The 3,001-nt window shown below is 66.4% G+C and carries 2 protein-coding genes; both read right to left on the bottom strand.

What is annotated here, in order from left to right; translation table 11 throughout:
• Positions 1-136: 136 nt before the first annotated feature.
• On the bottom strand, positions 137-1,735 hold the full coding sequence (locus AB0E24_RS45885; protein ID WP_079153405.1) for an ABC transporter substrate-binding protein: 1,599 nt from the start codon (positions 1,733-1,735) through the stop codon (positions 137-139).
• A gap of 338 nt (positions 1,736-2,073) precedes the next feature.
• The gene (locus AB0E24_RS45880; protein WP_069869030.1) at positions 2,074-2,775 is read right to left on the bottom strand and encodes an HAD family hydrolase; all 702 of its coding nucleotides are present in this window, start codon (positions 2,773-2,775) and stop codon (positions 2,074-2,076) included.
• Positions 2,776-3,001: the final 226 nt, after the last annotated feature.

The following is a 3,001-nucleotide window of genomic DNA, read 5'->3' as shown; positions in this document are numbered from 1 at the left end:
TCATGATCTCGGCGCGTGGGTCGGCCTTGGCGTTCCGGCGCTCGGCGGCGGCTTCGGCGATCGCCCTCCCCCGGGCCTCCTGGCGTACGGCCGCCTCACACACTCGTTCTTGGTACCCGACCCCCGTGGGCCGTCCTCAGTTGCCCTTCCCGAGCTCCCACAGCTGAAGCATGGTCGAGGAGTCGAAGGCGTACTCGGCGCCCGTGACGTTCCCGCGGGCGGCCACGTAGGTGTTGCCCTGCCACAGCGGGAGGTAGGGCACATCGCTGGCGATGGCGTTCTGGATGGACTGGAAGTCCTTGTCGGCGAGGCTGCGCTGGGCCTCCTGCCGGGTCTTGGGGATCAGCTCGTCCTGGATGGTGCTGTTGCGGTAGGGCGAGTTGAGGAAGTTGTCCTTGGTGAGGAAGGGCGCGGTGTAGCTGTCCGGGTCGGGGAAGTCGGGCAGCCAGCCCATCCCGGAGGCGGAGAACTCGCGCTTGACGAGCGCGGGGCGGAAGTCCCGCCACGGGTAGCCCTTGATGGTGACGGAGAAGAGGCCGCTGCTGTTGAGCTGCTTCTGGAGCTCCTTGAACTCCGCCGCCGTCTCCGGGCCGTAGTGGTCCGTGGTGTAGGTCAGCTTCAGCTTCACCGGGGTGTTGATACCGGCGTCGTGCAGCACGCTCCGGGCGACATCCGGGTCCGGGTCGCCGTACTCGTTGTGGAACGAGTTGATGTGCGAGGAGATGCTGGTGGGGATCATCGAGTACAGGGGCTCGGCGGTCCGCTTGTACACATCGCGCACCAGCGCCTGGCGGTCCACGAGATGGGCGATGGCCTGCCGGACCGCCTTGTCCTTGACCGTCGGGTCGGAGGTGTTGAACACCAGATAGCGGATGCCCTGGCCGGAGGACTCGAAGAGCCGGACGCCCTTGATCTCGCCCTTGTTGAGCTTGTCGAGCTGCTCGGGCGAGAAGCCGCGGTGGACCACGTCGATGTCGCCCTTGACCAGCGCCTGCTCCATGGTCGAGGCGGAGTCGTAGAACCGCATCTCGGCCTTGTCGGACTTGGGCTGGACATCGCCCTTGTAGTGGGGGTTCTTGGTGAAGACGACCTTGACCAGCTTGTTGTTGCGCACCTCGGTCTTCGCCGAGTACGGGCCCGAGCCGGTCATCTCGAAGCCGTCGCGCAGCGCGTCCGGCTTGTAGACCTCGCTGTCCAGGATCGCGGCGGCCGGGGTGGTGAGCTTGGACGGGAAGGTCGCGTCCGGCTGCGAGAGGTGGATGACGATCTCTCGGTCGCTGGGGGTCTCGATCTTGTCGACGTTGGACAACAGGGACTTGGTCCCGTTGGGGTCGTCGATGCGCAGCACGCGATCGAGGGAGAACTTGACGTCCTTGGAGGTCAGGTCGTGACCGTTGGAGAACTTCAGCCCGCTTCGCAGCGTGCAGCGGTACTGCTCGCTCTGTCTGTCCTGGAAGCCGCATTTCTCGGCCGCGTCGGGTATTGGCTCGGTGCCCGAACGGGGCAGTCTCATCAGCGTCTGGAAGGTGTTGTGCAACACGCTCCAGGAGGCGAAGTCATAGGCGAGGGCCGGATCCAGTGGCGCGGGCGCCACCTTCGACGCCTCTATGCGGTCCGTGCTGCCCAGGACGATCGCCTTACCGTCCGAGCCCGAGCCGTCGGTACCACCGCACGCGGCGAGCGTGGAGATCAGGAGGCCGGCCACAGCCGGCAGCACCAGCGACTTGCGCGTCATCGTCGGGAGTCTCCCTGCCATCGATCAACTACTCGCGACGACATTAGTCCGAGGCGCCAGCCATGCTCAGACACAACGAAGTTGAGGCGATATCACGCCCCGATAACGCGCGATCATCGACCGATATCCGAACGCGGCCGCGATTCATACGGGATGCCCTCAATCCGGACACTTGGGCTCACCCAAATCGCACCAGACGGGACGCGCGGGAGAGATCCACAACACTCGTCCACGGCATATGCAGTGATAAACATCACGTTCCATTGTCGCCAACGGATCGCGAAAAGTACGCCCGCGCTATTCAGTCTGCAATTTACAGAAATACGCTCGGTGCGCGATCAGTGCATTGCAGTGACCACAGTGCGCAAGAAATCGAGATCGACTTCTTCGAGCGAACCGACGACCGTACGCCCCACCGCGGCCTCGATCGGCACCACGGAGGGCACCGCGACCACCCGGCACCCGGCCGCCTCCGCGGCCCGTACCCCCGTGTGGGTGTCCTCGATGACCACGCACCGCCCCGGCTCGGCGGCGAGCCCGGAGGCGGCGAACAGATACGGCTCCGGATGCGGCTTGGTCAGCTCGACCTCGTCGCCCGCGACCGTCAGGGTGAAGTGCTCCGGGCCGATCGAGCGCAGGACCCGGTCCATCACCCGGCGGTGGGAGGCGGAGACCAGGGCGGTGGGGATGGAGTGCGCGGCCAGCTCGGTGAGCAGCCGGCGGGCGCCGGGCAGCATCGGCACACTGCCGTCGATCAGCTCGGTGAAACGGCTGTTGAGCAGGCCGGTGAGCTCGGCGAGGGCGATCTCGGCGCCGGTGGCCTCGATCAGGAACTGGGCGCTGCGCGACATCGGACCGCCCACGACCACCTGGCGGTACTCCTCGGCGAGCGCATGGCCGAGCTCGGCGAAGATGGCGACCTCGGCGTCCCACCAGATGCCCTCGGTGTCGACCAGGGTGCCGTCCATGTCGAGCAGCACGGCTTGCAGAGCCGAGCCTTCGGCCGTACGAGTGTCGACGGCGGGGATGCTGCTGGTCATCCAAACACCTCCGGATAAGGGGCACGAAGGCCGGCCCCCTTCCACGGACGGGAAGGCGACCGGCCTCTACCGGATCGACCAGTCTACGTCGCGCCGCGCCGACGCGCCTCGTGGCCGCCGGAAGGCGGCCCCGAACGGCCTCCGGAGGGCTACCGCCCGGTATTTAGGAAGAGCGGCGGGGAGGGAAAGAGTGTGCATCGCCGTTGGTATTTATAGGGGGTCGGCG

This window comes from Streptomyces malaysiensis subsp. malaysiensis (assembly GCF_040653035.1).
Taxonomy (GTDB): Bacteria; Actinomycetota; Actinomycetes; order Streptomycetales; family Streptomycetaceae; genus Streptomyces; species Streptomyces malaysiensis.
Note: the sequence above shows the minus strand (reverse complement) of the source record. Positions and strands in the feature narration are given on the sequence as shown.